Raw genomic sequence first — 408 nt, forward strand, 5'->3', positions numbered from 1 at the left:
GTTGCGGAGCCGTTTACTTCAGGTCAACGTTAATGAACGGGCACCGCATTGTCTTTTTGCGGTGCACAATGTAAAGGTGCGGCGCACAAGCAACGGAGGAGCCCGTGGCCAATCAGGGCATGAAGTACGAAATCCCGACCGAGATGCGGGACTTTGCGGAGAAGAGCGTCGAGCAGGCCAGGAAGGCGTTTGACGGCTTCCTGAACGCCGCTCAGAAGGCGATGGACACTTTCGAGGGCTCGACATCCTCGATGCAGTCGAGCGCCTCTGACGCGACCCGTCGGACGCTGAGCTTCGCCGAGCAGAACATCAAGGCGGCCTTCGACCACGCTCAGGCTCTCGTTCGGGCCAGGGACCTGCAGGAAGCGTTCCAGCTTCAATCGGAGTTTGCACGGAACCAGTTCGCTG

At 59.8% G+C, this 408-nt stretch carries 1 protein-coding gene; it reads left to right on the forward strand.

Annotated elements, in window-relative coordinates; all coding sequences use genetic code 11:
- Positions 1–104: 104 nt before the first annotated feature.
- Positions 105–408, forward strand: a 304-nt coding sequence (locus AC2JF9_RS09985; RefSeq protein ID WP_500727458.1) for a phasin, incomplete at its 3' end; no start/stop codon positions are given.

Source organism: Lactobacillus sp. C449L (assembly GCF_059900815.1).